This is a genomic window from Pseudomonas sp. 8(2025), from assembly GCF_052665325.1.
Genome location: NZ_JBQOIE010000012.1, coordinates 194,374 through 218,088, shown reverse-complemented (window position 1 = coordinate 218,088; position 23,715 = coordinate 194,374). Strand labels below are relative to the sequence as shown.

Genomic DNA, 23,715 nt, shown 5'->3' with positions numbered 1-23,715 from the left:
CCAGCATAGCCGGCCTGCGCGCGCTTCACTGGCCTGCCAGCCGGTTGCCACAGGATCACACCGCCCCTGTAGGAGCTGGCTTGCCAGCGAAAGGGCCCGCAAGACCGCCTTCGCCGGCCAGCCGGCGGCTACAGGATGATGTAGTCGTTGTGCTGCACGATGCCCTGGTGAGGGCCCTTCACCAGGTGCACGTAGCGGCCGTCCGCCAGGTCGATGGGCAGGCAGTCGTCGACGTCCAGCAGGGCATCGGTGTGGGATTTGTGCCAGTGGGCAAGCATCTGCTGCTTGCCTTTGGCCTTGGCCTGCGCCTTGTCCCGGGCCACCACCAGCAGGTAACGGTGGGCTTCGCCGAAGGTCGCTGCTTCATAGCCGCCCAGGTTGATGAAGTACAGGCGCGGCGCATCCGCCGCCGGGGCCAGGGCGCTGAGTTCGAGCCTGTAGTCGTCGATACCGTCCACCCGCATCCATGAGTCGATGTGCAGCCCCGCCTGGCTGCCGAACCAGCCTTCGCGCAGTTGCGGGTAGGCCGCTTCGAGGCTGTCGGCGACCACGAACTGCACATCATGGACTTCGATTTTCGCTCTGGGGTGCTTGCCCCCCAGCATCACCACAAACAGCATGCAGGCTCCTTGTTCCGGGCTAGGTGGTGGCGCGTGCCGCCACCGCGGGCGCACGTTTTACCTCAAGCCGGGCGCCGGGCCAAGGCCAACGGTGTCAGCGGCCATGCAACCGGCGGCTGTCCGCAGGGGCCTGGCAACGCTCTTGCAGTCCATAGTCGCGCAGCACCGTCGCCACCCGCAGCCGGTAGTCGGCAAATACCTCACCGCGGCCCCGGGCCTGCGCCTGGCGGTGGCATTCCAGGTTGCGCCACTGGGCCACGGCCTGCTCGTCACGCCAGAACGACAGGGACAGCAGTTTTTCCGGCTGGGCCAGGCTCTGGAAACGTTCGATGGAGATGAAACCGTCGATCTCCCCCAGCTGGTTTTTCAGCCCGGCCGCCAGCTCCAGGTAGGCGTCGCGCTGGCCCGAAGCTGGCAGTACTTCGAAGATCACCGCGATCATTGTTCGGCCTCCCCGCGGTCGCTGAACAGCGGAATACGCCCGTTGACCGAGGCCAGGTACTGCCAGTCCAGGGCCAGTGCATCCAGGCCGGGGCCCTGCAACAGGGCGCGCAACAGGCATTGGACTATGCCCAGGGCCAGCTCCCGGCCAGGGCAGCGGTGGGCTCCGGCGCCGAAGCTGAAGCCCTGATGCGCCGGGTTGCTGCCGGTAATGGCGGCTAGCGCCGGGTCCTGGTTGGCCGCGGCCAGCAGCACCAGAATGGTTTCGCCGGCTTGCAGTTCCACGCCGTGCACGGTGCAGGGCGCGGTGACGAAGCGCCGGGTGTTCTGCACCGGCGGGTCCAGGCGCTGGCGCTCCAGCAGCCAGTCGCCCAGCAGGCCCGGTTCCTGGCGCAGGCGCTGCTGCATGGCCGGTGCAGCCAGCAGGGCGACCAGGCTGTTGCCGACCAGGCCGGCGCAGGCGTCATGGGTCTGCGCCAGCAGGCCCGCCAGATTGGCCCGCAGGTCCGCTGGAGCAAGCTCACCACTGCGGTCGAGAATCTGCCGCAGCAGCGGGCTGTGTTGCGGGGCCTGCACCAGGGCCTGCATCTGCGCGTCCAGCTCCAGTGCTGCCCGGTCGGCGGCCTGCAATCGGGGCTGATCGCTCAGGGGCGAGAAGCAGGCGACGAATTCCCCGGTGCGCCGGGCGAGTGTTTCGCACTGTTCGGCGGGGACGCCAAGCAGGCTGGCCAGCAACGCCACCGGCAGTACGAACTGCCAGTGTTGCAGGTCGGCGGCGCAGGCCGGAGCCACGAGGGCCGGTTGCCACCTGGCCAGATGGGCCTCCAACCCGGCGGTACAGAGACCCTGCAAGGCCGGCTCGATGGCCGCACGCGGGCAACGCTGGCGCGGGCCATCGTTCATCCGCATCAGGCGGCCGAACAGCTGCCCGGCCGGCCTTCCGGCAATTGCCTGGGGTACCGGCTCGGTACTGGGGCGCACCTGGCAGGCCGGGTGGTCGAGCACCGCTGCCACCGCCGCGGCGCTGCTGGCGACCCATAGCCTGAGGGCGCAATCGTAGGTCAGGCCGCCCCGGGCGCGGAGGCGGGTGTAGTAGAAGTACGGGTCTGAGTGAGTAGCAGCGCTGATCGCGTCCATGATTTATCTCTTTGTTCTGCAGATATCCAGGCTGCTACTATCCTGACCCTTTCGAAGACACGATTCGTCAGGGAGCGAAATATGAATGTAGTGCAGAACGACATAGGGGTATCCCAAGTGGCGGCGGCCATCGCCGAGCCGGCGCGCACCCGCATGCTCTGTGCGCTGATGGACGGCCACGCACGCACCAGCACCGAGCTGGCGGCGATTGCCGAGGTCAGCACCTCTACCGCCAGCGCCCATCTGGCCAAGCTCAAGGAGGCGGGGCTATTGCGGGTGCAGGTCCAGGGCCGGCACCGTTACTACTGCCTCGGCGACCCGCTGGTGGCCCAGGCCCTGGAGGCGCTGATGGTGATCGGCCAGGGCCGCGCACCCAGCTTCACCCCGCGCACCCCGGACCGCCTGCAGTTCGCTCGTACCTGCTACGACCACCTGGCGGGCACCCTGGGGGTGCAGTTGCACGACCGGATGTTCGAGGCCGGCTGGTTGCTGGCGGCCGAGGAGGGTGAGGCCTACCGGGTCAGCTACAGCGGCGAAGAGTTTTTCCGCAGCCTGGGGATCGAGGTGGCCGGGCTCAAGGCCTTGCGTCGACGCTTTGCCTGCCCGTGCCTGGACTGGAGCATGCGCCGTCCGCACCTGGGGGGCGCCCTGGGGGCGGCGCTGTTGCAGGCCTTGCTGGAGCGCAAATGGCTGATCCGGGACCTGGACAGCCGCGCCCTGAGCCTGACCGGCACCGGCGGACGCTACATCAGCAAGCGCTTTGGCATGGCCCTGATCCAGCCGGCCCGGCCGCTGTCGTCCTCGGCCGTCATTGAATTGCAACGCCTCGGCGGCTGAAGCCTGCAAGCTCCAGTTCGAGAGCCCGGGCCGTGCATCATTCGGGCTGCAGGGCATCGAGCAGGTCGCGATCGAGCTCCAGCATGGCCTGCTCCAGGCGAGCCAGTGCGGCCTTGATCTCGGTGCTGGCGGCCCCCTGCAGGCAGGCTCGCTCCAGGTATTCGCATTGCTGGATCAGCACCTGTGCCTTGATGATTTGCGCCGCGCCGCGAATCCGGTGGGCCAGGTCGGCAACCCCCTGGTGGGTCTCGCTGGCCAGCTGCTCGCGGATGTCCATGAGGTCTTTCTGGTTGCTCTGGTGCAAGCCGCGCAGTACTCGCTGGATGACCTTGGGGTTGCCATTGGTGAGGTAGTCGAGTTGCTGGATGTCGTAGCGCTCGCGGGGGGCCTGCGATTGCACGCGGGGCAGGGCGGCCAGGGAGCGCAGGCGCAGATCGAGGTCGGGCAGGGCGATGGGCTTGAACAGGCAGCCGTTCATTCCGGCATCGCGGCAGCGCTGTTCCTCTTCGGGCTGGACATTGGCGGTAAAGCCGAGGATGTGCACGGGCGCGCTCTGCTGTTCGCGTTCGCTCGCGCGAATATGCCGGGCCAGTTGATAGCCGCTCATGACCGGCATGTTGCAGTCGGTGATGACCAGGTCGAAGGGCTCCTCTCGCCAGATCTTGAACGCCTCGGCGCCATTGCTCGCCTGGCTCAACGAGTAGCCGAGGTACTTCAACTGCTCGCAGAGCAACTGCCGGTTGGCCTGGCTGTCATCCACCACCAGGATGTGCAGCGCCTGCCGCGCGGCGACCGCTGGCGCGGCAGGCGGGAGCACGGTGGGGGCCTGCGGCAGGGCGGGCAGGCGGCTCAGGCGCAGTTGCACCCGCACCTCGGTGCCCAGCCCGGGCTGGCTGTGCAGGGTCAGGGTGCCGCCCATCATTTCGCACAGGGTGCGGCAGATCACCAGCCCCAGGCCAGTGCCGGAACGGGCATCCTGATGCTGCCCGAGCACCTGGCTGAAAGGCTTGAACAGCTGTTGCAGATCGTCGGCGGCGATGCCGATACCGCTGTCCTTGACCGTCAGCAGCAACGCCAGGTACTCCGGTTCGCTGGGCCCGGTTGCCAGGCGCACCTGTACACCGCCTTGCTGGGTGAACTTGATGGCATTGCTGATCAGGTTGGAGAGGATCTGCTTGAAACGCAGTGGATCCACCAGCACGTCGTCAGCGGCGTGGCTGTCCAGCTCCAATTCCAGGCGCAGGCCCTTTTGCCGGGCCAGGCCGTCGAAGACCCGGAACACCGGCTCCACCAGCCCCCGCAGGTTGGCCCGCTCCGGGCTCAGGCTCAGGTGGCCGCTCTCGATCCGGGCGATGTCGAGGATATCGCCGATCAGTTCCAGCAGGGTTTGCGCCGAACTGTAGGCCACCTCGATCGAGGGCCGGTCGAACTGGCCCTGATCGGCGCGCTTGAGCGCCAGTTCGAGCATGCCCAGCACCGCGCTCATGGGCGTGCGGATCTCATGGCTCATGGTGGCCAGGAAGGTGGTCTTGGCCCGGTTGGCCTTGTCTGCCTCATCCTTGGCCTGGGTCAGCTCTTGCAGCAGTTGCTGGCGTTCGCTGATGTCCAGCCAGCCGCCGATGATGCCCTGGATTTCGCCCTCGGCATTTCGATAGGGCAGCATCCAGTGGTAGATCCGCATCTCCTGGCCGCGGATATGCACCGTACGGTCGATCAGCAAGGGCGGGCCGCCGTCGAAGATGCTTTGGAAGTCCTTGGAGAACTGCTCGGCTTCGGGCACCGCCAATTGTTCGAGATCGGTCCCCAGCATGCTCTGGCGATCGGTGCCCATGCTCTTCAGGTAGCTGTCGTTGCAGATCACCAGGCGCCGCTTCAGGTCGCGCACGTAGATCGGGTTGGGCGTGCCGTTGATCAGTGCGTCCATGAAGCGCAACTGATCGTTGAGGGCGTGTTCGGCCTTTTCGCGCTGGCGAACCTGGCGACGCATGGCGTAGCCCCAGGCCAGGGAGATCAGTAACAGGAGTATCGAACCGGCCCCGGCCAGGTAGAGGGTGGTGCGGTAGTCGCGCCAGGAGGGCGGGGCGACGGCGGCCTTGGAGCGCCAGCGATTGTTGAGCTCGGTGATGGCGTCGGGCGAGATGCTGCGCAAGGACTTGTCGATGATGCTGAACAACTCCAGCTGGTCACGGCGCACGGCAAAGGATTCATTGAGCAACGGCAGGTCGAGGGCTGGCCTGACCTTGAGCTGGTCCTCCTTGATGCGCGGCAGGTTGAAGCTGACGGCGATTTCCGCCTGCACCGTGCCGTCTGCCTTGTGGTCGCGCAGCAGCGACAGGGCTTCGAAGTTGGTCTGCACCTCTTTGATGCGGATCTGTGGATAGCGGTGGTGCAGCTGCGATACCAGGGCATGCCCGCTGCCGATCAACAGGGTCTTGCCGGCCATGTCTTCGAGGCTTTTCGGCGCATCGGCGGCGTCGCGGGTGACCAGCATGTAGGGCCCGACCAGGTAGGGCCGGGTGAATTGCAGGTAGGTTTCGCGCTCTGGGGTGCGCGCCCGGTCGGCAACCATCTGCACCCGGCCGTTGCGCACGGCCTCGTTGAGGTCCTTGAAGCTGGGCAGCGCAGTGATGTCGAAGCTCAGCCCGGTCTTGGCCTCCAGCATGGTCAGCAGGTCGGCGGTAATGCCCAGGTAATTGTTGTCGGCGTCGAAGTAGGACATCGGCGGCAGGTAGCGGTGAATGCCAATGCGCACCACCGGGTTGTTTTCGATCCAGCGCTGTTCCTCGGCCGTCAGGCTGGTTTTCTCCATGCTCAGCAGCAGACGGTCGCCCCAGCGATTGCGGATGCTGGTGCCCTGTTCCTTGTGGACTGCTTGCAGCGCGTTGTCGAGCAGGTGCTGCAAGCGTTGGTTGTCCGGGGCCATCGCGAAGCTAAAGCCGCTGGTGCTGGCAGGGCCGCTGTAGATGATCCGCAGGTAGTCGCTGTAGTTGCGCGAGATCAGAAACTGCGCCAGCACCGCGTCGCCAAGCAGCATGTCGGCATCGCCGAAGGCTACCGCGGCCATGGCCGCATCGGCACTGGTGTAGCTTTCGATCCGGGCCTTGGGGTACATGGCCTGGGCCACGGGCAGGCTGATGGTGTCCAGGGAAATGGCCAGCCTGTACCCCTGCAAACCGTTTTTCAGCGACGGTGAATCCCCCAGGCGAGCGACCAGTGTCGGGCGAGTGGCCAGATAGGTCTGGCTGCGCAACAGTTGACGTCGCTCGGCCTCGCCTTGAGTGACGCTGCCCATGAAGTCGATCTCACCCTTGGCCAGGGCACTGAACACCTGCTCGCGGGTGTCATAGGCGCGAACGCTGATCTTCACGCCCAGGGCATCGCCCAGCAGGCCGGCATAGTCGGCGGTGATGCCTTCGTATTCCTTGGCTTCGTTGACCATTTCCAGCGGTGGCAGGTTTTGCTGCGAGGTGCCCAGAACCAGTTCACGCTTGTTGCGCAGCCATTGCCAATCGTCGCCGCTCAATGGCAGTGGCTGGTGGTGGGGAGATTCATAGTTGAGCAGTTGCAAGGCGCGCGCGGGGTCGCCCATCGCCGGGAGGCATGTCAGCCACATCAGCATGGGCAGGATGAAGCGAGGCATTGGGGCTCCTGAACGAATAACGGCCCAAGGATGAGTCGAGAAGGAGTGGCAGGCTGAGCAGCCACCATACAAGAGCCTACCGTCAATGCTGGAAGTCAATATAGATCACGGGAGGGCGCAGAAAATCGGCCCATTTTCCTGGGTTGCCGGGGCTTGGGCAAGTGCGCTGCCGGGCGGTGGTCGGGCGTCCCTGGATCAGGGCTAGTGGCGGCCCGTCCTCAAGCCCGGGGCTGGACGCCTGTGGCAATAGTGGTAAAGCTGTGCGTCCTTCAACGTTGGCAGGGCCTTGCATGCTCATCGTTTTCAGCGGCTTGCCGGGCACCGGCAAGACCACCATCGCCCGTACCCTGGCGCCACACCTGGCGGCCACCTACCTGCGCATCGACAGCATCGAACAGGGCCTGCGTGACGCTGGCCTGGCGCAGGTGGGCAAGGCCGGCTACCAAATTGCCCTGCAACTGGCGGAGGCCAACCTGGCCCTGGGCAATCGGGTACTGGCCGACTGCGTCAATCCGGTGCAGGAAAGCCGCCAGGCCTGGCAGGCCCTGGCCAGCAGACAGGGGGTGAGGCTGCTGGAGATCGAGGTGGTGTGCTCCGATCTTGCGGAGCATCGGCGCCGGGTCGAGACCCGCCAGTTGGACGTGCCGGGCCTGCGCCCGCCCAGCTGGAAATCGGTGCTCGAGCATGACTATCAGCCCTGGGCGAGCTCGCCGCTGCGCCTGGACACCGCGCAGCTCTCACCGCAGCAGGCGCTGGCCGTGATTCTGGCGTGCCTGCCGGGCGCCTGAGGTTGCCGGGGGCAGCGGCGCCAAGTCTTTGAACCTTGATGGTGCGCTGATGGTCAGTGCTCAGGGCCCCGCGATGGCGCCTCAAGGCCGCGCTGTGGGGCGGCATTGGCCGGAAAACTCCCGATAACGGGGCAAAACATGCAGCGCGGGGGCTTTGTGCACCGATTCTGTTCGCGCAGGGCCGCGAGCGGCGCCGGCTACGCTGCTGGGGCTTTGCTGCTGGATGTTCTCCAGCGTTCTTTATGTCTCTTTTTTGAATCTATTTGTCGCCAAGAGGTCATTTTTGCCACGGGCCACCTCCGGGGCGGCGCACCGTGCATTTGCGGCATAGCGATTGCTATCACTCTTTCAGGGGGGCTGGGCCCCTCACGCTCGAAGCCGGGTCACGCACACACAGGGTTCAAATAAAAAGCCGTTCACGTCACGGCAAGGAGTTGGCTATGTCCCGCGCTTTCTTTGATGAAATGTATGCTGCCGATGGCGTCTGCCGGCCTCACTACCAGGGGTTTTCCCGCTGGCTGGCGGACACTCCTCTGGAACTTTTGGACCAGCGCCGGCGCGAAGCCGACCTGCTGTTCCACCGCGCCGGTATCACCTTCACCCTGTACGGCGACGAGCAGGGCACCGAGCGCCTGATTCCCTTCGACATCATTCCCCGCAGCATCAAGGCCAGCGAATGGCGCACCGTGGAGCGCGGCTGCATCCAGCGGGTGCAGGCGCTGAACCTGTTCCTCGCCGACCTCTATCACGGCCAGCGGATTCTCAAGGAAGGCATCATCCCCGCCGAACAGGTGCTGGCCAACGAGGGCTACCAGGTGGCGATGCAGGGCCTGGACCTGCACCGCGGCATCTATGCCCATATCGCCGGGGTCGACCTGGTGCGCGACGGCGACGGCAGCTACTACGTGCTCGAAGACAACCTGCGCACTCCCAGCGGTGTCAGCTACATGCTCGAAGACCGCAAGATGATGATGCGCCTGTTCCCCGAACTGTTCGCCGCCCAGCGCATCGCGCCCATCGACCATTACCCGAACCTGCTGCTGGACACCCTGAAAAGCTCCAGCCCCCTGGATAACCCGACCGTGGTGGTACTGACCCCGGGGCGCTTCAACAGTGCCTATTTCGAACATGCGTTCCTGGCCCGGGAGATGGGCGTGGAACTGGTGGAAGGCGCCGACCTGTTCGTGCGTGACGACCGGGTGTACATGCGCACCACCGCCGGTGCCCAGGCGGTGGACGTGATCTACCGACGCCTGGATGACGCCTACCTGGACCCGCTGTCGTTCAACCCCGATTCCATGCTCGGGGTGCCGGGGCTGATCGCCGCCTACCGCTGCGGCAACGTGGTGCTGGCCAATGCCGTGGGCACCGGGGTGGCCGACGACAAGTCGATCTACCCCTATGTGGACGAGATGATCCGCTTTTACCTCAGCGAGGAACCGATCCTCAAGAACGTGCCCACCTGGCAGTGCCGCAAGCCCGCCGAACTGTCCCACGTGCTGGCCAACCTGGCGCAGTTGGTGGTCAAGGAAACCCAGGGGTCCGGCGGCTACGGCATGCTGGTGGGGCCGGCGGCCACGGCGGCGCAGATCGAGGAATTCCGCGTGCGGATCAAGGCCCGGCCCGAGGCCTATATCGCCCAGCCGACCCTGTCGCTGTCCACCTGCCCGACCTTTGTCGAAAGCGGCATCGCGCCGCGGCATATCGACCTGCGGCCGTTCGTGCTTTCGGGCCGGGAAACCCGCCTGGTGCCCGGCGGCCTGACCCGGGTCGCGTTGCGCGAGGGCTCGCTGGTGGTCAACTCGTCCCAGGGCGGCGGGACCAAAGACACCTGGGTGGTGGAGGACTGAACCATGCTTTCAAGAACCGCAGCCGATCTGTACTGGATGTCCCGCTACCTGGAGCGTGCCGAGAACCTGGCACGCATGCTCGAAGTCAGTTATTCGCTGTCGCTGATGCCCCAGGCCGGGCGCGGCGACGGCCAGGCCGAACTGGCCATGTCGCTGCTGGCCGCCGGCACCCTGGATGATTACCACCAGCGCCACGGCGAACTCAACAGCGAGCGCATGCTGCATTTCTTCGCCCTCGACGAGAGCAACCCGGGCAGCATCTACTGCTGCCTGCGCGCGGCACGCAGCAACGCCCACGCGGTGCGCGGGCGGATCACCGCCGACATGTGGGAAAATATCAACGCCACCTGGCTGGAGATGCGCAACATCGCCCGCAACGGCCTGGGGCGCTACGGCATCAGCCAGTTCTGCGAGTGGGTCAAGGAGCGTTCGCACCTGTTCCGCGGCGCTACCGCCGGCACCATCATGCGCAACGATGCCTATCGCTTCATCCGCCTGGGGACCTTTATCGAACGCGCCGACAACACCCTGCGCCTGCTGGATGCGCGCTATGAAATGTTCGGCGAGGAGTCCGAGGAGGTCAGCGACGACTCGGCCCGCGGCTACTACCAGTGGAGCGCCTTGCTTCGCGCCTTGTCCTCCTTCGAGGCGTTCAACGAGATCTACCGCAACGCCCCGGGGGCCGAGCAGGTGTCCGAAATGCTGCTGCTGCGCGCCGATGTGCCGCGCTCGCTGCACGCCTGCGTCGAGGAGCTGGACCAGATCCTCGCCGCCCTGCCGGGGGACAACGGCCGCCCGGCACAGCGCCTGGCCGCCGAGCTGAATGCGCGGCTGCGCTACACCGGGATCAACGAGATTCTCGACTCCGGGCTGCACCAGTGGCTGACCGACTGCATCGCTCAGATCCGCCACCTGGGGCAAACCGTGCACGAGTCCTATCTGGAGGTGGTATGAAACTGTCCATTCGTCACGACACGACCTACAGCTACACCGATGAAGTCTGCACCAGCATCCAGTTCCTGCGCCTGACGCCCCAGAACAGCCTGCGCCAGCAGATCCTCCAATGGCACCTGGAGCTGCCGCGGCGGGTGCGTGCCCAGCGCGATCCCTACGGCAACATCCTCCACGTCATGACCCTGGACGAGCCCCACGGCGCGATCGTCCTCAGCGCCTTCGGCGAAGTGCAGATCGACCCGCTGCGCGAAGTGGAGGGCGACAGCCAGTCGCCGCTGCCGTTCCTGCGCAGCAGCCACCTGAGCAAGGCCGACCCGGCCCTGAGCGACTTTGCCCGACAGCATTGTGGCGAGCGCCGCGATCGCGCCGCGCTGATCGAGCTGATGCAGGCCCTGGCCGAGCACATGCCCTACAGCCCTGGCGCCACCGGGGTCGGCAGCACCGGCGCGCAAGCCTTTGCCGGCGGCGCCGGCGTCTGCCAGGACCACACCCATGCGTTCCTGGCCTGCGCCCGCAGCCTGGGCATACCGGCGCGCTACGTGTCCGGCTACCTGTGCACCGAGGACCAGAGCCACCTGGCCAGCCATGCCTGGGCCGAAGCCTGGCTGGATGACGGCTGGTACAGCTTCGACGTGACCAACCGCCTGGACCGCCCCGAGCGCCACCTGAAACTGGCGGTGGGCCTGGATTATCTGGACGCCTGCCCGGTACGCGGCATGCGTCGCGGTGGCGGGGCGGAGCAGATGCACGCGCAGGTGCAGGTCAGTTCCATGATGCAGGTCCAGCATCAATAGGCGCGCCGGGCTCAGTCGCGGCCCATGGCTTGGCGGCGGTATTCATCCGGGGTGGTGCCCATCATCCGCCGGAACATGCTGATAAAGGCCGAGGCGCTGCTGTAGCCCAGGTCCAGGCCGATGCTTTCCACGGTCCGTCCCTGTTCCAGCAGGGCCAGGGCCTGCACCACCTTCAGGCGCTGGCGCCATTCCACCAGTGACATGCCCAGCTCGCGCTGGCTGCGCCGCATCAGCGTGCGTTCGCTGGTGTTGGCGGCATGGGCCAGTTGCGGCAGCGAGCGCGGGTCGCCTGGGTTGGCCTTGAGGGTGCGCAGCACCGGGCCCAGCAGCGGGTCGTCGGAAGAGGGCAGGTAGCTGCCGGCGCAGGAGGCATGCCCCAGCTTGTCCACCAGCACCTGCAGCAGGCGCTGTTGCTCGTCGCTCTGGGGCAGGCCCGGTGGCGCCTGGCGCAAGTCGTCCAGGAGCGCCAGGACCAGCGGGCTGAGGCTCAGGGCGCAGTGCCGGGCGGGCAGGGCGGTGCACAGCTCGGGCGCCAGGTACAGCGAGCAGTGGCAGGCTTCGTGGCGGTTGAAGCCCATGTGCTCGACATTCGGCGGCAGCCAGATGCCGTACTGCGGCGGCGCCAGGTAATGGTGGTCGCCCAGCTCGATTTCCATCACCCCGCTGTAGGCATAGACGAACTCGCCCCACGGATGGCGGTGGCGCGGGTAGGTGGCGTGGGCCGGCAGGTTGGCCGCGCGAAAGAAGATCGGCGCCGGCAGGGCTTCGCTGAAAGGTGGCAGGTGCAACTGTTGCGCGGCTTTGTTCACGGCGGGCACCGGTTGGCGGATAAGTGCTATGGGCTGGCGGATTAAAACTATATCTAGGAAAACTGTCAGGCGGACAATCCTTCATCACTTTTTCTCGATGAAGGATCTGCCATGGCCACTCGCCAACCCCTGGATGCCACCGCCTGCAGCCTGATGGTCGGCCTGTGCGCGATCTGGGGCCTGCAGCAGGTGGCGCTCAAGGCCACTGCATCGGACATCGCCCCGGTGCTGCAGATTGCCCTGCGCTCCGGCGGCGCGGCGCTGCTGGTGGGGCTGCTGATGTGCTGGCGCGGCGAGCGCCTGGGGCTGGGCGACGGCCATTGGCGCCCGGGCCTGCTGGTGGGCGGGCTGTTCGCCCTGGAGTTTTTGCTGGTGGGTGAAGGGCTGCGCTACACCACGGCCTCGCACATGGCGATCTTTCTCTATACCGCGCCGATCTTCGCCGCCCTGGGGCTGCACTGGCTGATGCCGGCCGAGCGGTTGAAACCCGCGCAGTGGCTGGGTATCGGTGTGGCCTTTGGCGGCATAGTCGTGGCCTTTAGCGGCCCCGCCGCGGCCGGGCACGGCGGTGGCAGCCATGTGCTGCTGGGGGATTTTCTCGGGGTGCTGGGCGGGGTCGCCTGGGGCGCGACCACCGTGGTGGTGCGCTGTTCGCGGCTAGCCTCCAGCCCCACCACCCGGACCCTGCAGTATCAACTGCTGGGGGCCTTTGTCTGGCTCGGGCTGGCGGCGCTGCTGAGCGATCAGACCAGCATCCATTTCACTCCGTTGGTGGTCGCCAGCCTGGGCTTCCAGGTGTTGGTGGTGTCGTTCGCCAGCTTCCTGATCTGGTTCACCCTGCTGCGCCGCTACCCGGCCTCGCGGTTGGGCGTGCTGTCGTTCATGACCCCGCTGTTCGGCATCGGTTTCGGGGTCTGGCTGCTGCATGAGCCGCTGGAGCCGAACTTCATTTTCGGCGCGTTGCTGGTGCTGGCGGGGATTGTCATGGTCAGCGGCTACGAATGGCTGCGCCAGCGTTTCAAGCGCAATCGCGAAAGCCCGGTGGCGCCGCGCGGTTCTTGAACGCCCGGGCGCTGGCAAGTCGGCTCCTGCCAGCGAGACCGTTCCCGGGACGATTCAACGTTTCGCCGCCTCAAGGGCGTTGCGAATGTCTTCCTGCAACTGGCGGGCACCGCTGCAGGCAGGGTCGGCGGGGCCGTGCTTGCAGGACTTATCCAGCACCTTCAGCGCCAGATCGGCGTCGGGCGCTACGCCTATGCCCCGGCTCAGGTGGAAGCCGTACATGGTGCAGGCCCAGGGGTCATCCAGCTCACAGGCCTTGTTGAAGGTCTGCACTGCACAGTACCGGGTGCCCTGGCTGTCGGCGTCGGCCGTGAGCATGCCGGCGGCGCGGTTGGTGCAGCCGGAGACCAGGCCCAGGCTGCAAGCGCGCTGGTACAGCGGTTCATAGCCTTCGGCAGGCCCTTTGGCCTGTTGCAGGGTGGTTGCCAGCCAGTAGCAATCGTTGCCGTCGCCGGCCTCGCAGCGCTGCAGGCAGGCCCCCAGCTGCTCCGGGGTTTCGCAGCGGTTGGCCTGCGTGGCCCGTATCGCGGCCCTGGCCGGCATGTTGTCGCCGGGGCATTGCCTGGCCTGGGCCTGCCAGTCCTGCCGGGCCTGGACTTTGGCGTACAGGGCAGCGATCAGTTCCTGGTCGGTGGGCGCGGCGCTGGCGGCAATGCTCGACAGCAAGGCCATGCCGAACAGGCAGAAACGGTAGAGGCGATGCATGGGGCAGAGTCCTTTCCAGGGGGCGTGGGCGCGGGGGGTATCTTAAGGATTTTCGCCAATAGCTCCAGGCTGCCGACGGGGTGGCGAGACGTTTTTTTTCAATTTCCCCCCGGCAGCTCTCTTGTGGTCCCGGGGTTTTACTCTGTACTGTATATAAAAACAGTATCCGGGCCCGACCATGCAACTGATCGACAAGCTGAGCATCCTCGCCGATGCCGCCAAGTACGACGCTTCCTGCGCCAGCAGCGGCGCGCCCAAGCGCAGTTCCGAAGGCAAGAGCGGGCTGGGTTCGAGCAATGGCATGGGCATCTGCCACAGCTATACGCCGGACGGGCGCTGCGTTTCGCTGCTCAAGGTGCTGCTGACCAATTTCTGCCTCTACGACTGCCAGTACTGCGTCAATCGCCGTTCCAGCGACGTACCCCGGGCACGCTTCAGCCCCGAGGAAGTCGTGCGCCTGACCCTGGATTTCTACCGGCGCAATTGCGTCAGCGGGCTGTTCCTCAGCTCGGGGATCATCCGCTCGGCGGACTACACCATGGAGCAACTGGTGCAGGTGGCCAGGCTGCTGCGCGAAGAGCACGAGTTCCGTGGCTACATCCACCTCAAGACCATCCCCGACGCCGACCCGTTGCTGATCGAGCAGGCCGGGCGCTACGCCGACCGCCTCAGCGTCAACGTCGAGCTGCCCACCGACCAGGGCCTCAAGGCCCTGGCCCCGGAAAAGCACCTGGGTTCGATCAAGCAGGCCATGGGCACCATCTATACCGGCGAGCAGACGGTGCTCAACGAGCCCCGGGCGCCGCGCTTCGCCCCGGCCGGGCAGAGCACCCAGATGATCGTCGGCGCCGATGACACCGACGACAGCACCATCCTCCACAGCGCCGAGGCGCTGTACGGCAACTTCCGCCTGCGCCGGGTCTATTACTCGGCCTTCAGCCCGATTCCCAACAGCCCGAAAAGCGTACCCCTGGCCGCGCCACCGCTGATGCGCGAGCACCGCCTGTACCAGGCCGACTTCCTGCTGCGCGGCTATGGCTTCAGCGCCAACGAACTGTTCCAGGGGCCGGGGCACCTGGCCCTGGACATGGACCCCAAGCTGGCCTGGGCCCTGGACAACCGCAGCGTGTTTCCCCTGGACCTGAACCGTGCCGAACCGGCGATGATCTCGCGCATTCCGGGGATCGGCCTGCGCACTACCCAGCGCCTGGTGGAACTGCGCCGCGAGCGGCGTATCCGCTACGAGGACCTGGCGCGCATGCGCTGTGTGCTGAGCAAGGCCAGGCCGTTCTTTATCACCAGCGACTATCACCCGCAGCAGGCGGAGACCAGCAGCGCGCTGCTCTACCAGCAACTGCGGGAACGCCCGCAACCGCAGCAGATGGGGCTTTGGGGATGATCAGCCTGGACTGTGACGACCTGTTCGACACCTGGCGCCAGCAGGCGCGCTGGCTGCTCAGCCATTCCATCGACCCGAGCCGGGTCAGTTGGTCCGGGACGCAGGAGGCCGATCTGTTCGCCAGCGATGAGGCTTGCCCTGAGCAGCCCGGTCCGTTTCGTGCGCGGATTCCCCTGGCCCTGCTGGAGCTGCTGGAACGGGCCGCCTGCTATCGCGGCGAGCAGCGCTGGAGCCTGTTGTACGAGGTGCTGTGGCGGGTCAGCCATGGCGACCGCACGGCCATGCTCAGCGGCGATCAACTGGGCAGCGAGTTGCAGCGGCGAATCAAGCAAGTCGACCGCGAGGCCCATCACCTGCATGCCTTCGTGCGCTTCGTCAGCTTGCCCGCGGGCCGCTCACAGCTGGCCGAGCAGCCTGAATACGTGGCCTGGCACGAGCCGGCCCACGACATCCTGGCCCAGGCCAGCCGGCATTTCATCGGGCGCATGGGGCGCCACCGCTGGATGATCGCCACGCCCCGGGACGGGGTGTATTTCGACGGTACGCAACTGCACCACCACAGGCGCTGCCCCAGCGCCTGGCGGCAACTGGCCCAGGCCGGTGAAGACCCCGGGGGCGAGCTGTGGCTGGCCTACTACAGCCATATCTTCAACCCGGCGCGGCTCAACCCCCGGGTGATGCAGGGGCATTTGCCGGCGCGCTTCTGGAAGCACCTGCCGGAGGGGCCGCTGATTCCGGCACTGATCAACCAGGCCCGCCACGGCAAGCAGCGCGACGGGCAGGCCAGCCAGGTGGCAGCACGGCCAGGCAAGCGGATCGGCCAGCCGCGCGGCGATAGCGCTGGGCAGGCCCCAGGGCCTTCCCTGACAATGGGCGGCTTTGAACAATGAGGCAGGCAGCCAATGGATGACGGCGTGGATGACGGCAAGGGCATTACCGAGGAATTCTGGTCGAAGGGAGTGACTGACGACGCGAAGATGATGTGGCGGGTGGGCAGCCGCGGCGTGACCTTCCTGGCGGCGCTGCTGCTGCCCAAGACCGGGTTCAAGGTCGTGGACATCGCGGTTGGAGTGCTGACCATGCTGATCCCCTTGCTGGTGATCGAAACCCAGAGGGCCTATTCGAAGTTTTCCCCCGGGTTTCTCGCCTGGGTGATCCGCATCAGTGTCTTTGCCAGCGGTGTGGCCATGGCCAGCCTGGGGCTGGTGGTCTACTTCGGGGTCGTGATGCCTTTGGTTTCAGCGGTGGGCATGCATTTTTTTCAACAGAGCGCCAGCCTCCAGTCCCAGGGGCAGAGCGGGGTGGAACTGGTCGGTTTCTGGTGGATGGCGGCTGTCACCGGCTTTGCCGTGATGTATGCAGTGTTCAAGAATTTTCGCGAGACCAAGGTGTTCGAGATCGTCTATCACCTGCCACGCAACGGCGTGAGGCAGCTCATGCAGGAGCGGCCGCTGCGCGCCAGCAACTGGCCGATGTTCGTCTGGTTCGAGCTCTGCGTGTTGATCGCGAGCTTTTTCTACACCTTGATGGCATCCCAGGCCGCGCTGCTGGTGGTGGATGGAACGCAACAGGTGCTGATGTTGTTCGGTATCAGCCTCTGAGGGGGAGCCCCGCCTTCGGCTGGCATCCTGCAGGCTCCAGGCATGAAAAAGCCCGCCCCTGGCAACCAGGGGCGGGCTCGGCTGAAGCAGGGGGGGGAATCAGACCTTGACGATCCAGCCCGCTGGCGCTTCGACGTCGCCGGTCTGCACACCGGTCAGCTCTTTATAGAGCTTCTGGGTGATCGGGCCGACTTCTTTTTCGCTGTAGAACACGTGCAGCTTGTTCTGGTACTCGATGCCGCCGATCGGCGTGATCACCGCAGCAGTACCGCAGGCACCGGCTTCCTTGAAGTCCGCCAGCTTGTCGATGAACACGTCGCCTTCGACCACTTCCAGGCCCAGGCGGGTCTTGGCCAGCTCGATCAGCGACAGGCGGGTGATGCCCGGCAGTACCGATGGCGAGTTGGGGGTGACGAATTTGTCGTCATGGGTGATGCCGAAGAAGTTGGCCGAACCCACTTCCTCGATCTTGCTGTGGGTCAGCGGGTCGAGGTAGATGCAGTCGGCGAAGCTGGCCTTCTTGGCCTGGGCGCCGGGCATCAGGCTGGCGGCGTAGTTGCCACCGACCTTGGCCGCGCCGGTGCCCTGAGGCGCCGCGCGGTCGTAGCTGGAGATCAGGAAGTTGTGCGGGGTCAGGCCGCCCTTGAAGTAGGCGCCGACCGGGATGGCGAAGATCGAGAAGATGAACTCCGGCGCGGTGCGCACGCCGATGTTGTCGCCGACGCCGATCACGAACGGGCGCAGGTACAGCGCGCCGCCGGTGCCGTAGGGCGGGATGAAGCGTTCGTTGGCCTTGACCACGGCCTTGCAGGCTTCGATGAACTGTTCGGTGGAGACCTGCGGCATCAGCAGGCGGGCGCAGCTGCGCTGCATGCGTGCGGCGTTCTGGTCCGGACGGAACAGGTTGATCGAACCGTCCTTGCAGCGGTAGGCCTTGAGGCCTTCGAAACATTGCTGGCCATAGTGCAGGGCGGTGGAGCCCTCGCTGATGTGCAGCACATTGTCTTCAGTCAGGGTGCCTGCGTCCCACTCGCCGTTACGCCAGTGCGACAGATAGCGCTTGTCTGTCTTGATGTAGTCAAAACCCAGCTTGTCCCAATTGATGCTTTCGTTACCCATGACACCCTCTATCGCTTAACAACCGTCGGAACGGCTCAAGGCTTCTGACGTTTTTTTGGATGGGCACAACAATACTGCATTCCGGGGGCGTGCCGCATCCCGGACGATGGGAGGGGGCGCAAAAAAACTTAGCCTGCTTATGAAGCTTCCCCCTAACAGCCCCATACCCCTGTAGGAGCGAGCTTGCTCGCGAAGGCCGCTTGGCTGTCCACGCTGGCCCTTTCGCGGGCCAGCCGCGCTCCTACCTGGGCACTGTCCTGTGTGCCCCTTGAATGGTTACAGATGCAGGGCGTGGCCCAGTGCCCGCAGCGCCGCTTCCTGGACCGCTTCACCCAGGGTCGGGTGGGCGTGGATGGTGCCGCCGATGTCTTCCAGGCGCGCGCCCATTTCCAGGGATTGGCCGAACGCCGTGGACAACTCGGAGACTCCGACTCCCACTGCCTGCCAGCCGACAATCAGGTGATTGTCACTTCGGGCCACCACCCGCACGAAACCGCTTTTCGATTCCAGGGTCATGGCCCGGCCATTGGCCGCGAACGGGAAGCTGCTGACGATGCAATCCAGGCCGGCAGCGCGGGCCTCGTCCGGGGTCTTGCCCACCACCACCAGTTCCGGGTCGGTGAAGCACACCGCGGGGATCGCTGCCGGGTTGAATTCCCGGTGCTTGCCGGCAATCAGCTCGGCGACCATCTCGCCCTGGGCCATGGCCCGGTGCGCGAGCATCGGCTCACCGCTCAGGTCGCCGATGGCCCAGACGTTGCGCATGCTGGTCTGGCAACGGTGGTCGATCTTGATGGCCGCGCCGTTCATGTCCAGGTTCAGGCTTTCCAGGTTCCAGCCCTGGGTGTTGGGCTTGCGGCCCACCGCCACCAGAACCTGGTCGGTGGCCAGGTTCAGGGTGTCGCCATTGGGTTCGCGTACCTGCAGGCTGCTGCTGGCGGCATCGAAGCCCAGCACGCTGTGCTTGAGGTAGAGCTTGATCCCCAACTGCTTCACCGAGTCCAGCACCGGCTGGGTCAGTTCGCCGTCGTAGGCGGGCAGAATGCGTTCCTGGGCCTCCACCACGCTGACCTCGACCCCGAGCTTGCGGTAGGCGATGCCCAGTTCCAGGCCGATGTAGCCGCCGCCGACCACGGTCAGGCGCTTGGGCAGGGTCTTGGGCGCCAGGGCCTCGGTGGAGGAAATGATCGGCCCGCCGATGGGCAGCATCGGCAGGTTGACGCTTTTCGAACCGGTGGCCAGCAGCAGGTGCTCGCACTGGATGCGGGTATCGGCGCCTTCGATTTCCACGGTCTTGCCGTCGATGACCCTGGCCCAGCCCTGGATCACCTGGACCTTGTTTTTCTTCAGCAGCGCGGCGACCCCGGTGGTCAGGCGGTCGACGATGCCGTCCTTCCATTCCACGCTCTTGCCGATGTTCAGGGTTGGCGCCGCCACTTCGATGCCCAGGGCCGAGCCCTGGCTGTGGTGGCGGGTCTGGTGGAACTGCTCGGCGACATGGATCAGCGCCTTGGACGGGATGCAACCGATGTTCAGGCAGGTGCCGCCCAGGGACTGGCCCTCCACCAGAATGGTGGAGATGCCCAGCTGGCCGGCGCGGATGGCCGCCACATAACCGCCAGGGCCGCCGCCGATGATCAACAGTTGGGTATTGAGAGTCTGTTGCATGTCTTACTCCACAAACAGCGTGGCGGGTTGTTCGAGCAGGCCGCGAATGGCCTGGATGAATTGCGCAGCGTCCATGCCGTCGACCACCCGATGATCGAAGGAGCTGGAGAGGTTCATCATCTTGCGGATCACGATCTGGCCCTTGATCACCATGGGCCGCTCGACGATGCGGTTGACCCCGACAATCGCCACTTCCGGCAGGTTCAGCACCGGCGTGCTGACGATCCCGCCCAGCGCGCCGAGGCTGGTGAGGGTGATGGTGGAACCGGAGAGTTCATCCCGGGCGGCCTTGCCGCTGCGAGCGGCCTGGGCCAGGCGCGAAATTTCCTCGGCGTTGCCCCACAGGCTGCGGGCTTCGGCGTGGCGCACCACCGGTACCATCAGGCCGACGTCGCTCTGGGTGGCGACCCCGACATGCACCGCGCCGTGGCGGGTGATGACCTGGGCTTCGTCGTCATAGCGCGCGTTGATCTGCGGGAAGTCGCGCAGGGCGACGACCATGGCCCGCACCAGGAACGGCAGCAGGGTCAGCTTGCCGCGGGTGGCGCCGTGCTTTTCATTGAGGTGGATGCGCAGCTCTTCCAGGGCGGTGACGTCCACTTCCTCGACATAGCTGAAGTGCGCGGCGCGATGCTTGGACTCCTGCATGCGCTGGGCGATCTTGCGGCGCATGCCAATGACCTGGATCTGCTCTTCATCATGGCGCTCGGCATAGCCGGCCCCTGGCGCCGAGTAACCCTTGAGCGGCTGGCTGTCCTGGGCCAGGTAGGCGTCCAGGTCTTCGTGCAGGATGCGCCCGGCCGGGCCGCTGCCTTGCACCAGGCGCAGCTGGATACCCAGGTCCAGGGCGTGCTTGCGTACCGCCGGCGAGGCCAGCGGACGCTCGTCGGCTTCCCGGGCCACCGGTGCCTGGGGCACTGGGCGGCAGGCTGCTGCTGGACTGGCGACGGTTTTTTCCGCTTTGGGGGCTTGGGCCACTGGCGCGGCGGCCACGGGCTTATTAATAGCTGCCGGCTCTTTTGCCGCCGGTGCGGCTGCCTGGGCGGATTCCTTGAGGTTGCCCGCGCCTTCGACCTCGATGCTGATGAGGATGCTGCCCACCGCCATCACTTCACCGGGCTCGCCGCCCAGGGAGATGACCTTACCGTGCACCGGGGAGGGGATGTCGACCATCGCCTTGTCGGTCATCACGTCTGCCAGAACCTGATCTTCCACTACCTGATCGCCGACCTTGACGTGCCACTGCGCCAGTTCAACTTCCGCGATGCCTTCGCCGATGTCCGGCATCTTGATAACGTGCGTGCCCATTCAGACCTCCATGACCCGTTGCAGCGCCGCGCCCACTCGGGACGGCCCTGGGAAATATGCCCACTCCTGCGCGTGGGGATACGGCGTATCCCAACCGGTGACGCGCTCGATCGGGGCTTCCAGGTGGTGGAAGCAGTGTTCCTGCACCAGCGACACCAGTTCGGCGCCGAAACCGCAGGTGCGGGTGGCTTCATGCACCACCACGCAACGGCCGGTCTTCTTCACCGACTTGACGATGGTGTCCAGGTCCAGGGGCCACAGGCTGCGCAGGTCGATGACCTCGGCGTCGATGCCGGTTTCCTCGGCCGCCACTTGCGACACGTAGACGGTGGTGCCGTAGGTGAGGATGGTCACGTCCTTGCCCGGGCGGGCGATGGCCGCCACGTCCAGCGGCACCTTGTAGTAGCCGTCCGGCACCTGGGCCGCCGGGTGTTTCGACCAGGGGGTTACCGGGCGATCGTGGTGGCCGTCGAAGGGGCCGTTATACAGGCGCTTGGGTTCGAGGAAGATCACCGGGTCATCGTTCTCGATGGAGGCGATCAGCAGGCCCTTGGCGTCGTAGGGGTTGGACGGCATCACGGTGCGCAGGCCGCAGACCTGGGTAAACATCGCCTCGATGCTCTGGCTGTGGGTCTGCCCGCCGTAGATGCCGCCGCCGCAAGGCATGCGCAGGGTCATGGGCGCGGTGAACTGGCCGGCGGAGCGATAGCGCAGGCGCGCGGCTTCGGAAATGATCTGGTCCGAGGCCGGGTAGACGTAGTCGGCGAACTGGATTTCCGCCACCGGACGCAGGCCGTAGGCGCCCATGCCGATGGCCGCGCCGACGATGCCGCTTTCCGAGATCGGCGCGTCGAACACCCGCGAGGTGCCGTACTTGGCCTGCAGGCCTTCGGTGCAGCGGAACACGCCGCCGAAGTAGCCCACGTCCTGGCCGAACACCACGACGTTGTCGTCACGCTCGAGCATCACATCCATGGCCGAGCGCAGGGCCTGGATCATGGTCATGGTGGTGGTGGTCATGGCGGTGTCCAGCTGGATATTGTTGTTGTGATCGTTCATTTCAGATCCCCAGTTCCTGGCGTTGGCGTTTCAAGTGCTCGGGCATGTCCTTGTAGACATCCTCGAACATGGTCGCGGCGCTGGGGATCTGGCCGCCGGCGAGGGTGCCGTACTGCTCGGCTTCCTTCTGGGCGGCGATGACCTGGGCTTCCAGCTCGGCACTGACCGCGGCGTGTTCCTCTTCGGACCACTGGCCGATCTTGATCAGGTGCTGCTTGAGGCGGGCAATCGGATCGCCCAGGGGGAAGTGGCTCCAGTCGTCGGCCGGGCGGTACTTGGACGGGTCGTCGGAGGTGGAGTGCGGGCCGGCGCGGTAGGTGACCCACTCGATCAGGGTCGGGCCAAGGTTGCGGCGGGCACGTTCGGCGGCCCAGCGCGAGGCGGTGTAGACGGCGATGAAATCGTTGCCGTCGACCCGCAGGGAGGCGATGCCGCAGCCCACGCCGCGTCCGGCGAAGGTGGTGGCTTCACCGCCGGCGATGGCCTGGAAGGTGGAGATCGCCCACTGGTTGTTGACCACGTTGAGGATTACCGGTGCGCGGTAGACGTGGGCGAAGGTCAGGGCGGTGTGGAAGTCCGACTCGGCGGTGGCGCCGTCGCCGATCCAGGCCGAGGCGATCTTGGTATCGCCCTTGATCGCCGAGGCCATGCCCCAGCCCACGCCCTGCACGAACTGGGTCGCCAGGTTGCCGGAGATAGTAAAGAACCCGGATTCCTTCACCGAGTACATGATCGGCAGCTGGCGCCCCTTGAGCGGATCGCGCTCGTTGGACAGCAGTTGGCAGATCATCTCCACCAGCGGCACTTCCCGGGCCATCAGGATGCTTTGCTGGCGGTAGGTGGGGAAGCACATGTCGTCGATGTTCAACGCCAGGGCCTGGGCACTGCCGATGGCTTCCTCGCCCAGGCTCTGCATATAGAAGGACATCTTCTTCTGCCGTTGGGCGACCACCATGCGGTTGTCGAAGATCCGCGTCTTGAGCATGGCGCGCATGCCCTGGCGGAGGATCTCCACAGGCACGTCCGCGGCCCAGTCGCCCAGGGCGTTGCCCTGATCGTCGAGCACGCGGATCAGGCCACGGGCCAGGTCGGCGCAGTCGGCAGGTTCGATATCGATAGGAGGTTTGCGGGCCAGGCCGGCATCGTTCAGACGCAGGTAGGTGAAGTCGGTCTTGCAGCCGGGACGCCCCGAGGGCTCGGGAACGTGCAGGCGTAGCGGTGCATACGCTGGGGTCATGGCTTTCTACGCTCGATCTTGTGGATTTCTTGTAATTGGGCGCGCTAGCTGACAGTCATTCCCTGGGTAAGAGAAATCTTGTCCTACAAACATCATAGGCCGGGCGTAGAAGAATATTTATCTCTGTTTCATTGCACTGGACGGTATTTGCAGATAAAAAATCTGCATAAACATAAAAAACAGGTTGTTTTGTCTCATGCGCAAACTGGACCGTACCGATATCGGCATTCTCAACAGTCTTCAGGAGAATGCCCGCATCACCAACGCTGACCTCGCCCGCTCGGTGAATCTTTCGCCCACCCCGTGCTTCAACCGGGTCAAGGCCATGGAGGAGCTGGGGCTGATCCGCGAGCAGGTGACCCTGCTGGATGCCGACCTGTTGGGGTTGCACGTCAATGTGTTCATCCACGTCAGCCTGGAGAAGCAGGTGGAAGAGGCCTTGCAGCACTTCGAGGAGGCCATCGCCGACCGCCCGGAGGTGATGGAGTGCTACCTGATGGCCGGTGATCCGGACTATCTGATCCGGGTGCTGGTGCCCAGCATCCAGTCCCTGGAACGCTTCATGATGGACTTCCTGACCAAGGTCCCCGGGGTGGCCAATATCCGTTCCAGCTTCGCCCTCAAGCAGGTGCGCTACAAGACCGCGCTGCCCTTGCCGGCCAACGGCCTGACCCTGGGCACCTGAGG

At 65.6% G+C, this 23,715-nt stretch carries 21 protein-coding genes; 10 read left to right on the top strand and 11 right to left on the bottom strand.

Annotation, left to right across the window (positions count from 1 at the left end; all coding sequences use genetic code 11):
- Nucleotides 1–128: 128 nt before the first annotated feature.
- The 3 genes from ACUXVH_RS22585 to ACUXVH_RS22575 form a co-directional block, all read right to left on the bottom strand.
- A complete protein-coding gene (locus ACUXVH_RS22585) occupies nucleotides 129–620 on the bottom strand; it encodes a DUF1543 domain-containing protein (RefSeq protein ID WP_065363789.1) in 492 nt (163 codons plus the stop codon).
- A gap of 94 nt (nucleotides 621–714) precedes the next feature.
- Nucleotides 715–1,062 carry an antibiotic biosynthesis monooxygenase family protein gene (locus ACUXVH_RS22580; protein ID WP_047286049.1) on the bottom strand — a complete coding sequence of 116 codons (348 nt, stop codon included), beginning with the start codon at nucleotides 1,060–1,062 and terminating at the stop codon, nucleotides 715–717.
- On the bottom strand, nucleotides 1,059–2,198 hold the full coding sequence (locus ACUXVH_RS22575) for a cytochrome P450 (protein WP_065363790.1): 1,140 nt from the start codon (nucleotides 2,196–2,198) through the stop codon (nucleotides 1,059–1,061). Before ACUXVH_RS22575 ends, ACUXVH_RS22580 begins: the two co-directional genes overlap by 4 nt.
- Nucleotides 2,199–2,279: 81 nt before the next feature.
- Between ACUXVH_RS22575 and ACUXVH_RS22570 the strand changes: the two genes are divergently transcribed.
- On the top strand, nucleotides 2,280–3,035 hold the full coding sequence (locus ACUXVH_RS22570; RefSeq protein WP_065363791.1) for an ArsR/SmtB family transcription factor: 756 nt from the start codon (nucleotides 2,280–2,282) through the stop codon (nucleotides 3,033–3,035).
- A gap of 37 nt (nucleotides 3,036–3,072) precedes the next feature.
- Here the strand turns inward: ACUXVH_RS22570 and ACUXVH_RS22565 are convergent, their stop codons facing one another.
- Nucleotides 3,073–6,675 carry a transporter substrate-binding domain-containing protein gene (locus ACUXVH_RS22565; RefSeq protein ID WP_065363792.1) on the bottom strand — a complete coding sequence of 1,201 codons (3,603 nt, stop codon included), beginning with the start codon at nucleotides 6,673–6,675 and terminating at the stop codon, nucleotides 3,073–3,075.
- A gap of 290 nt (nucleotides 6,676–6,965) precedes the next feature.
- Here ACUXVH_RS22565 and ACUXVH_RS22560 point away from each other — a divergent pair, with 290 nt between their 5' ends.
- The 4 genes from ACUXVH_RS22560 (at nucleotide 6,966) to ACUXVH_RS22545 (ending at nucleotide 11,061) form a co-directional block, all read left to right on the top strand.
- Nucleotides 6,966–7,463 carry an AAA family ATPase gene (locus ACUXVH_RS22560; RefSeq protein ID WP_065363793.1) on the top strand — a complete coding sequence of 166 codons (498 nt, stop codon included), beginning with the start codon at nucleotides 6,966–6,968 and terminating at the stop codon, nucleotides 7,461–7,463.
- 440 nt (nucleotides 7,464–7,903) lie between these two features.
- A complete protein-coding gene (locus ACUXVH_RS22555) occupies nucleotides 7,904–9,313 on the top strand; it encodes a circularly permuted type 2 ATP-grasp protein (protein ID WP_053157857.1) in 1,410 nt (469 codons plus the stop codon).
- A 3-nt stretch (nucleotides 9,314–9,316) separates the two neighbouring features.
- On the top strand, nucleotides 9,317–10,267 hold the full coding sequence (locus tag ACUXVH_RS22550; RefSeq protein WP_011060816.1) for an alpha-E domain-containing protein: 951 nt from the start codon (nucleotides 9,317–9,319) through the stop codon (nucleotides 10,265–10,267).
- The gene (locus tag ACUXVH_RS22545; RefSeq protein WP_011060817.1) at nucleotides 10,264–11,061 is read left to right on the top strand and encodes a transglutaminase family protein; all 798 of its coding nucleotides are present in this window, start codon (nucleotides 10,264–10,266) and stop codon (nucleotides 11,059–11,061) included. Before ACUXVH_RS22550 ends, ACUXVH_RS22545 begins: the two co-directional genes overlap by 4 nt.
- Nucleotides 11,062–11,072: 11 nt before the next feature.
- On the opposite strand, the gene ACUXVH_RS22540 is transcribed toward ACUXVH_RS22545, so the two are convergent.
- Nucleotides 11,073–11,870: an AraC family transcriptional regulator gene (locus ACUXVH_RS22540; protein ID WP_019094321.1), complete on the bottom strand. Its 798-nt coding sequence runs from the start codon at nucleotides 11,868–11,870 to the stop codon at nucleotides 11,073–11,075.
- 111 nt (nucleotides 11,871–11,981) lie between these two features.
- On the opposite strand from ACUXVH_RS22540, the gene ACUXVH_RS22535 reads away from it, so the two are divergent.
- Nucleotides 11,982–12,932, top strand: coding sequence for a DMT family transporter (locus tag ACUXVH_RS22535; protein WP_065363794.1), 951 nt, complete (start codon nucleotides 11,982–11,984; stop codon nucleotides 12,930–12,932).
- Nucleotides 12,933–12,986: 54 nt separating this feature from the next.
- Here the strand turns inward: ACUXVH_RS22535 and ACUXVH_RS22530 are convergent, their stop codons facing one another.
- Nucleotides 12,987–13,637: a sel1 repeat family protein gene (locus tag ACUXVH_RS22530; protein ID WP_065363795.1), complete on the bottom strand. Its 651-nt coding sequence runs from the start codon at nucleotides 13,635–13,637 to the stop codon at nucleotides 12,987–12,989.
- A gap of 178 nt (nucleotides 13,638–13,815) precedes the next feature.
- Here ACUXVH_RS22530 and ACUXVH_RS22525 point away from each other — a divergent pair, with 178 nt between their 5' ends.
- Genes ACUXVH_RS22525 through ACUXVH_RS22515 form a run of 3 tightly spaced genes read left to right on the top strand, consistent with a single transcriptional unit; the run spans nucleotide 13,816 to nucleotide 16,637 of the window.
- Nucleotides 13,816–15,036, top strand: a complete 1,221-nt coding sequence (locus ACUXVH_RS22525) for a putative DNA modification/repair radical SAM protein (RefSeq protein ID WP_065363796.1) — start codon at nucleotides 13,816–13,818, stop codon at nucleotides 15,034–15,036.
- Nucleotides 15,033–15,926: a TIGR03915 family putative DNA repair protein gene (locus ACUXVH_RS22520; RefSeq protein WP_065363797.1), complete on the top strand. Its 894-nt coding sequence runs from the start codon at nucleotides 15,033–15,035 to the stop codon at nucleotides 15,924–15,926. Before ACUXVH_RS22525 ends, ACUXVH_RS22520 begins: the two co-directional genes overlap by 4 nt.
- 12 nt (nucleotides 15,927–15,938) lie before the next feature.
- On the top strand, nucleotides 15,939–16,637 hold the full coding sequence (locus ACUXVH_RS22515) for a hypothetical protein (protein WP_065363798.1): 699 nt from the start codon (nucleotides 15,939–15,941) through the stop codon (nucleotides 16,635–16,637).
- Nucleotides 16,638–16,736: 99 nt separating this feature from the next.
- Here ACUXVH_RS22515 and ACUXVH_RS22510 read toward each other — a convergent pair whose 3' ends face one another.
- The 5 genes from ACUXVH_RS22510 to ACUXVH_RS22490 all read right to left on the bottom strand — a co-directional run bounded on the left by ACUXVH_RS22510 (nucleotide 16,737) and on the right by ACUXVH_RS22490 (nucleotide 23,028).
- Complete coding sequence (locus ACUXVH_RS22510) at nucleotides 16,737–17,756, bottom strand: branched-chain amino acid aminotransferase (RefSeq protein ID WP_011060826.1); 1,020 nt, start codon at nucleotides 17,754–17,756, stop codon at nucleotides 16,737–16,739.
- 276 nt (nucleotides 17,757–18,032) lie between these two features.
- Nucleotides 18,033–19,424, bottom strand: a complete 1,392-nt coding sequence (gene lpdA / locus ACUXVH_RS22505; RefSeq protein WP_041117646.1) for a dihydrolipoyl dehydrogenase — start codon at nucleotides 19,422–19,424, stop codon at nucleotides 18,033–18,035.
- A 3-nt stretch (nucleotides 19,425–19,427) separates the two neighbouring features.
- Nucleotides 19,428–20,732, bottom strand: a complete 1,305-nt coding sequence (locus ACUXVH_RS22500; RefSeq protein WP_065363799.1) for a dihydrolipoamide acetyltransferase family protein — start codon at nucleotides 20,730–20,732, stop codon at nucleotides 19,428–19,430.
- Nucleotides 20,733–21,791, bottom strand: coding sequence for an alpha-ketoacid dehydrogenase subunit beta (locus ACUXVH_RS22495; RefSeq protein ID WP_011060829.1), 1,059 nt, complete (start codon nucleotides 21,789–21,791; stop codon nucleotides 20,733–20,735).
- A 1-nt stretch (nucleotide 21,792) separates the two neighbouring features.
- Entirely contained in the window at nucleotides 21,793–23,028 is a 1,236-nt protein-coding gene (locus ACUXVH_RS22490; protein WP_065363800.1) for a 3-methyl-2-oxobutanoate dehydrogenase (2-methylpropanoyl-transferring) subunit alpha, read from the bottom strand.
- Nucleotides 23,029–23,224: 196 nt separating this feature from the next.
- Here ACUXVH_RS22490 and bkdR point away from each other — a divergent pair, with 196 nt between their 5' ends.
- A complete protein-coding gene (gene bkdR / locus ACUXVH_RS22485) occupies nucleotides 23,225–23,713 on the top strand; it encodes a Bkd operon transcriptional regulator BkdR (RefSeq protein ID WP_011060831.1) in 489 nt (162 codons plus the stop codon).
- The last annotated feature ends 2 nt before the right edge of the window (nucleotides 23,714–23,715 follow it).

Bases quoted from the DNA above. Each gene is read 5' to 3' on its own strand.
- ACUXVH_RS22585 (WP_065363789.1), bottom strand. From the start codon at position 620: ATGCTGTTTGTGGTGATGCTGGGGGGCAAGCACCCCAGAGCGAAAATC.
- ACUXVH_RS22580 (WP_047286049.1), bottom strand. From the start codon at position 1,062: ATGATCGCGGTGATCTTCGAAGTACTGCCAGCTTCGGGCCAGCGCGAC.
- ACUXVH_RS22575 (WP_065363790.1), bottom strand. From the start codon at position 2,198: ATGGACGCGATCAGCGCTGCTACTCACTCAGACCCGTACTTCTACTAC.
- ACUXVH_RS22570 (WP_065363791.1), top strand. From the start codon at position 2,280: ATGAATGTAGTGCAGAACGACATAGGGGTATCCCAAGTGGCGGCGGCC.
- ACUXVH_RS22565 (WP_065363792.1), bottom strand. From the start codon at position 6,675: ATGCCTCGCTTCATCCTGCCCATGCTGATGTGGCTGACATGCCTCCCG.
- ACUXVH_RS22560 (WP_065363793.1), top strand. From the start codon at position 6,966: ATGCTCATCGTTTTCAGCGGCTTGCCGGGCACCGGCAAGACCACCATC.
- ACUXVH_RS22555 (WP_053157857.1), top strand. From the start codon at position 7,904: ATGTCCCGCGCTTTCTTTGATGAAATGTATGCTGCCGATGGCGTCTGC.
- ACUXVH_RS22550 (WP_011060816.1), top strand. From the start codon at position 9,317: ATGCTTTCAAGAACCGCAGCCGATCTGTACTGGATGTCCCGCTACCTG.
- ACUXVH_RS22545 (WP_011060817.1), top strand. From the start codon at position 10,264: ATGAAACTGTCCATTCGTCACGACACGACCTACAGCTACACCGATGAA.
- ACUXVH_RS22535 (WP_065363794.1), top strand. From the start codon at position 11,982: ATGGCCACTCGCCAACCCCTGGATGCCACCGCCTGCAGCCTGATGGTC.
- ACUXVH_RS22530 (WP_065363795.1), bottom strand. From the start codon at position 13,637: ATGCATCGCCTCTACCGTTTCTGCCTGTTCGGCATGGCCTTGCTGTCG.
- ACUXVH_RS22525 (WP_065363796.1), top strand. From the start codon at position 13,816: ATGCAACTGATCGACAAGCTGAGCATCCTCGCCGATGCCGCCAAGTAC.
- ACUXVH_RS22520 (WP_065363797.1), top strand. From the start codon at position 15,033: ATGATCAGCCTGGACTGTGACGACCTGTTCGACACCTGGCGCCAGCAG.
- ACUXVH_RS22515 (WP_065363798.1), top strand. From the start codon at position 15,939: ATGGATGACGGCGTGGATGACGGCAAGGGCATTACCGAGGAATTCTGG.
- ACUXVH_RS22510 (WP_011060826.1), bottom strand. From the start codon at position 17,756: ATGGGTAACGAAAGCATCAATTGGGACAAGCTGGGTTTTGACTACATC.
- lpdA (WP_041117646.1), bottom strand. From the start codon at position 19,424: ATGCAACAGACTCTCAATACCCAACTGTTGATCATCGGCGGCGGCCCT.
- ACUXVH_RS22500 (WP_065363799.1), bottom strand. From the start codon at position 20,732: ATGGGCACGCACGTTATCAAGATGCCGGACATCGGCGAAGGCATCGCG.
- ACUXVH_RS22495 (WP_011060829.1), bottom strand. From the start codon at position 21,791: ATGAACGATCACAACAACAATATCCAGCTGGACACCGCCATGACCACC.
- ACUXVH_RS22490 (WP_065363800.1), bottom strand. From the start codon at position 23,028: ATGACCCCAGCGTATGCACCGCTACGCCTGCACGTTCCCGAGCCCTCG.
- bkdR (WP_011060831.1), top strand. From the start codon at position 23,225: ATGCGCAAACTGGACCGTACCGATATCGGCATTCTCAACAGTCTTCAG.